This window comes from Serratia nevei, from assembly GCF_024160145.1.
Lineage (GTDB): Bacteria > Pseudomonadota > Gammaproteobacteria > Enterobacterales > Enterobacteriaceae > Serratia > Serratia nevei_A.
Map to the genome: position 1 here is coordinate 1 of NZ_JAMYWQ010000071.1, position 5,505 is coordinate 5,505.

Annotated in this window: 4 protein-coding genes and 2 pseudogenes; 4 read left to right on the forward strand and 2 right to left on the reverse strand. The window is 48.3% G+C overall.

Going from position 1 to position 5,505, the window contains the following annotated elements; genetic code table 11:
* Window positions 1-128: 128 nt before the first annotated feature.
* Window positions 129-828, reverse strand: a pseudogene (locus tag M6G53_RS24550) (phage integrase); the annotation flags it as partial.
* On the opposite strand from M6G53_RS24550, the pseudogene M6G53_RS24555 reads away from it, so the two are divergent.
* Window positions 825-1,257: pseudogene (locus M6G53_RS24555) on the forward strand (phage late control D family protein); the annotation flags it as partial. The pseudogenes M6G53_RS24550 and M6G53_RS24555 overlap by 4 nt on opposite strands.
* 154 nt (window positions 1,258-1,411) lie before the next feature.
* On the opposite strand, the gene M6G53_RS24560 reads toward M6G53_RS24555, so the two are convergent.
* Complete coding sequence (locus M6G53_RS24560; RefSeq protein WP_253335124.1) at window positions 1,412-2,527, reverse strand: acyltransferase family protein; 1,116 nt, start codon at window positions 2,525-2,527, stop codon at window positions 1,412-1,414.
* 263 nt (window positions 2,528-2,790) lie between these two features.
* On the opposite strand from M6G53_RS24560, the gene M6G53_RS24565 reads away from it, so the two are divergent.
* The 3 genes from M6G53_RS24565 to pfkA all read left to right on the forward strand — a co-directional run bounded on the left by M6G53_RS24565 (window position 2,791) and on the right by pfkA (window position 5,338).
* Window positions 2,791-3,027 (forward strand): ogr/Delta-like zinc finger family protein, encoded by a 237-nt coding sequence (locus M6G53_RS24565; protein ID WP_253335128.1) that lies wholly within the window; start codon window positions 2,791-2,793, stop codon window positions 3,025-3,027.
* Between the two features lie 214 nt (window positions 3,028-3,241).
* The gene (fieF, locus tag M6G53_RS24570; RefSeq protein WP_253335126.1) at window positions 3,242-4,144 is read left to right on the forward strand and encodes a CDF family cation-efflux transporter FieF; all 903 of its coding nucleotides are present in this window, start codon (window positions 3,242-3,244) and stop codon (window positions 4,142-4,144) included.
* Window positions 4,145-4,375: 231 nt separating this feature from the next.
* Window positions 4,376-5,338 (forward strand): 6-phosphofructokinase, encoded by a 963-nt coding sequence (pfkA, locus tag M6G53_RS24575; protein WP_004931116.1) that lies wholly within the window; start codon window positions 4,376-4,378, stop codon window positions 5,336-5,338.
* Window positions 5,339-5,505: the final 167 nt, after the last annotated feature.

Sequence of the window (5,505 nt, forward strand, 5' to 3'; positions counted from 1 at the left end):
CCAGGATCACCGATTCCGAAGAGTGGTAAAAGTTGGCCGGTTTAAATCGGAAACCATGATCGAATTAAATCGTAAAGTGCGATCGGCTTATATCGGAATTGATGATCGGTTTGGGTCGGAATATGCAGGTTCAACGCTATAGCATTTTGCAAGTAGTCCGGGGCCAAGTGAGCATAGGCCATTGTTTGCTGAATGCTGGCGTGCCCGAGTATTTGTTGCAATGCGATAATGTTCCCCCCGTTCATCATGAAATGGCTCGCGAATGTGTGGTGCAAAACGTGCGTAGCCTGTCCGCGTGGAAGGTCGGGTTTAACTCGTCGCAATATCCCGCAGAACTTTTCATAATCAACGTTGAAAAGCGTTCCGTCATCATTCCCCTGGCATTTTCTTTCACCTCTCTTTCAAGTTCATCAGAAATTGGCACCACGCGTTTTTTGCCGTTCTTCGTCTTAAGAAAAGTCACGCGGCCGCGTGTCATGAGTGTCCGCTTCAGGGAGTAGACTTCACTCCACCGGCCGCCAGTACTCAGACTTACCAGCGCAAAAACAGCCTGTCATCGCCTTCCGTGCTGCTCAGCAAATCATTTATTTCGTCCATATCAAGAAATGTCATTTCCGGGTTCTTTTCGGCCAACGGGGCTAAACCGCGCACTGGATTAAGACCTGAAAACTCGTTCAGTTCTATCAGGGCCCTGAACATGCCGGAAAGTCGGTACATATCTCGGTTGATGGTTGCCGCACTTATGCCATCTGTTAGCCGCTGGCTGCGATGCAATGTCAGAACACGCTTATTCAGCTTGTTGACGGTTATATCGCCGAGCGCCTTTAACTGCATACTGGCTTGATCTCAACTTTGGCAAAAAACCATCCACTACCGTGAAGAAAACCACCCGCAGGCGACGAACCAGCCAGGCCAAAAAGAAAGAACCCGCATCAAGCAAAGAAGAAGGGGATTATCTGGCCGGGGCCGAAGGTAACGTTTTTGTTATCCGTAAAACCTTCAAGACGGAAAAGGCGGCAAAGTGGCGGGAGTTACAGCGTGGGGCGGCGACGTTCAGCATCACCCTGGCGAGTGGCCGCGCGGATTTGTACCCGGAACAGCCCGCCAGCGTCTACGGCTTTAAGTCCACGATCGACAGTGGGAACTGGAAGATAACGCGGTGCGTTCACGATATTGGCGGGGGGAGGGTTTACCACGTCGCTGGAACTGGAAGTAAAAATCGACGACTGGACAGCGGAGAGTGAAGATTCGACATGAATATTAGTGGCGTTAAACCGTGGGGGAAGATGCCGAAAGCTGATTTAATTGCGAAATGTAAGATGAAGGCATTCTTTGCAATGAATGTGATTAAGCTTATGCATAAAGAAAGATACTAACTAATTAAAGTTAGTATCTTTCTTTTTTTCGATAGTTAATTATGAATAACTTCAGGTCTTTTGTTTTTTCCTCTAAAAAATGACTCAAGAAACCTAGTCCAAGGACTATCAACTAGGTGAGTAAAAATAACTGAAAATATAATGGTGCATGTGATGTATGAAATTAATGTAAGGGGGATGGATTTTGTGTATATAAAGGTTGTGGATGCGAGGCTGTTCACAACAATAAAGTGTGTTAGGTATAAACCAAATGATAATTCACCAAGCTTTAAAAAAAATTTATTTGAAAATACACTGGCAATGTTCATATTTGTGTTAGCTGTGAATATTAATAGCATCGCCGAAATGGGATAAAAAAGATTGAATGAAAGTGTTGCGAACTGGCTTGGTAAGTATAGAGATGCCATAGCTAGGGAAAAAATCAAGGTAATAACTGCGATAGGTAATGAGGTGTTGATTTGTTTTGTTCTAAGTAATAACGCTAATAACGCCCCAAGGATGAACTCAAAAAAATGCGTATTAAAACAAGCAATTGCCGCTGTTATTAATAATAGAAATTGAGCTTTTTTATTTATCGTTTTACAGAACACTGCCAAAAAGATGACTATTATTACAGCAAATAATTCATATGATATCGTCCAAAGATTAGAATTGTATGTAAGAGATGGATTGAAAGAGATAAAATCAGTCCAAAAAGATTCTTTTATAGCCAGTGTTAAGCTCGGACTAAATTGGTACCATTTACCAAGCCAGTCTGATCTACTAAAAGACGCTGCTGCTGTGTTGGTGAATAAATTAAAAAAATGAAATAAAAATGCTATAAGGCAGACAATAAAAATCGGCATGCTTAATCTTAGAAAACGTTTTATGCATGCTTTTAAAGCATTGCGTAAGTTCGATTTATAGAATTTTTGGAAAAATATATATCCACTTAAAACAAAAAATAAAGCAACAGCGAAGTGACCATTCCAAAATGTACTAATAAAAGAATGATTTATATATTTTTCTCCTGATATAAATGAATTATCAAAAGCTCTGAAAAAATGGAACAGGGCTACTGATAGCGCGGCTATCCCACGAATGCCATCAAGTTGGGTATTTCTTTTGGCATGAAGTAGGTTTGCTTGTAATGGTTTGTTATTGTATATCATTTATGTTTTTTTGGTTACTCTGTTCAAGTAGCATTAAGTGTCTTCCATTTTTGCTGATCAGGCTATTGATGGCAACATCTTCATTACAGCACTATGTAGCAATATCAGTCGTGTGGATGATATCGGTAACTGTGGCTTTACTACCTAGCTGGGGTCCGAGGTGAAAGTTGACGACCCGAACACTGAAGCGGGTGACGAATCAACGATTTAAGAGTTATACTTGACGTGATATTAACCAGTCATGAGGAGGTCCGCGTATGGCAATGCGCTGTCCTCGCTGCTGTGCAACCGCGAAAACACGTACCCGTGTAGAGTTGAGTGATTTAGTACGGCGCAGTTATCATCAGTGTCAAAACATGTTGTGCGGATATTGTTTTACCAGCATGACGCAAATTGACGAATCATTAAACCAGACTCAACCAGTCCCCGGCGCGACAGTTCCACAAGATGTTTTTCCAAGAAGCCACCATGGTGAGGATCAGTTAAGCCTGATTCTTTAGTCACTTAGAGATAGCGGCCTTGATATCACATCAGGCCGCTTTTTTGTCGAAGTGTAGTCAAAACGTAGACGAAGTTTAGAATAAATCCTTTTATTCCAGTTTGTTACGTTCGGGATATCTTCACCATCCCTGTCTTTCCCGCCATGATGGCGGGGTTTTTTTTATCCGACATTTCGCTATATTGAGCGCCACACCTTTTGACCGGGATCCCTTAATGGAACAGCGTTATGCACGCCTGGTAAAGTCCGCTGCGTTGGCCGCTACCGCGCTGGCGTCGTCGCTGCTGTTAATCAAAATCGTCGCCTGGTATCACACCGGCTCGGTCAGCCTGCTGGCGGCGCTGGTGGATTCGCTGGTCGATATCGCCGCATCACTGACCAACCTTCTGGTGGTGCGCTATTCGCTGCAGCCGGCCGATGCCGAGCACACCTTCGGCCACGGCAAAGCGGAGTCGCTGGCGGCGCTGGCGCAAAGCATGTTTATTTCCGGTTCCGCCCTGTTTCTGTTCCTCACCGGCTTCCAGCATCTGTATGCGCCGCAAACGCTGCGCGATCCCTGCGTCGGGGTCGTCGTGACGGTGATCGCGTTGCTCAGCACCCTGATTCTGGTTACCTATCAACGTTGGGTGGTCAGAAAAACGCGTAGCCAGGCGGTGCGTGCAGATATGCTGCATTATCAGTCAGATGTCATGATGAATGGTGCTATTCTTATCGCTCTTGGGCTAAGCTGGTACGGTTTCCAGCGGGCGGACGCGTTGTTCGCGCTGGGCATCGGCGTTTACATCCTGTATAGCGCGCTGCGCATGGGCTACGAAGCGGTGCAGTCGCTGTTGGATCGGGCGTTGCCGGATGACGAACGCCAGGCGATTATCGAGGTGGTTTCCTCCTGGCCCGGGGTGAAAGGCGCGCACGATCTGCGCACGCGGCAGTCGGGGCCGACGCGTTTCATCCAGCTGCATCTGGAGATGGAAGATTCGCTGCCGCTGCGCGAGGCGCATCGGTTGGCCGATCAGGTGGAGCAGGCGTTGCGGCACCGTTTTGCGGGGGCGGACGTCATCATTCACCTGGATCCGTGCTCCGTGGTGCCGCCGGGTAGGCAGGGGCATTGGGAGCTATAATCAGATAGAGGCACAGATCGAAGTATTATCATGAATATCTGAGTTAGCTCAGCGTGCCATGCGGTGTTTTTACCGTTATATTGCGTGACTTGAATCAATTCAGCTGGGTGTTTTTGATATAATATCCAGCAATAAGCCGTAAAGCTGGTTTTCTGCAGCCGGAGAGGTTTCAAGACGATCGGCGGAGACAGAATTCTTAAGAAATTGCATCTACACAGTTCAGAGGTAGTCATGATCAAGAAAATCGGTGTACTGACGAGCGGCGGTGATTCGCCGGGTATGAACGCTGCAATCCGTGGCGTTGTGCGTTCTGCGCTTTCAGAAGGTCTGGAAGTTTTTGGTATTTACGATGGCTACCTTGGCTTGTACGAAGATCGCATGGAGCAGTTGGACCGCTATAGCGTATCCGACATGATCAACCGCGGCGGCACCTTCCTCGGCTCTGCCCGCTTCCCGGAATTCAGGGATGAAAACGTGCGTGCCAAGGCGATTGAAAACCTGAAGAATCGGGGCATCGACGCGCTGGTGGTGATCGGCGGCGACGGTTCCTACATGGGCGCCAAACGCCTGACGGAAGAAGGCTTTCCGTGCATCGGTCTGCCGGGTACCATCGATAACGACGTTGCCGGCACCGACTACACCATCGGTTACTTCACCGCGCTGGAAACCGTGGTGGAAGCGATCGACCGCCTGCGCGATACCTCCTCTTCGCACCAGCGTATCTCCATCGTGGAAGTGATGGGCCGTTACTGCGGCGATCTGACGCTGGCGGCGGCGATTGCCGGCGGTTGCGAATTTATCGTGCTGCCGGAGATCGAGTTCAATCGTGAAGATCTGGTATGCGAAATCAAGGCCGGTATCGCCAAGGGTAAAAAACATGCCATCGTGGCGATCACCGAGCACATCTGCGACATCGATGAGCTGGCGCGCCACATCGAGCAGGAAACCAAGCGTGAAACCCGTGCCACCGTACTGGGCCACATTCAGCGCGGCGGTTCGCCGGTCGCCTACGACCGCATCCTGGCCTCGCGCATGGGCGCCTACGCCATCGAACTGCTGCTGCAGGGCTACGGCGGCCGTTGCGTCGGTATTCAGAACGAAAAAATGGTGCATCACGACATCATCGACGCGATCGAAAACATGAAGCGTCCGTTCAAGGGCGACTGGCTGGAGACGGCGAAAAAGCTGTATTAATACGCCGCTCACCGCACGACGAAAAAGCCTCCGCTTGCGGGTAATGCCGATCGTTTAAGAACACTTGAACGATCCACTCAGTAAGAGACAATCCGGATTCAGCCCTCTGATTCCGGATTTTTTTATGTCTGAACACGATATGGATTTCGTTGTTGATGTTTGCCCTT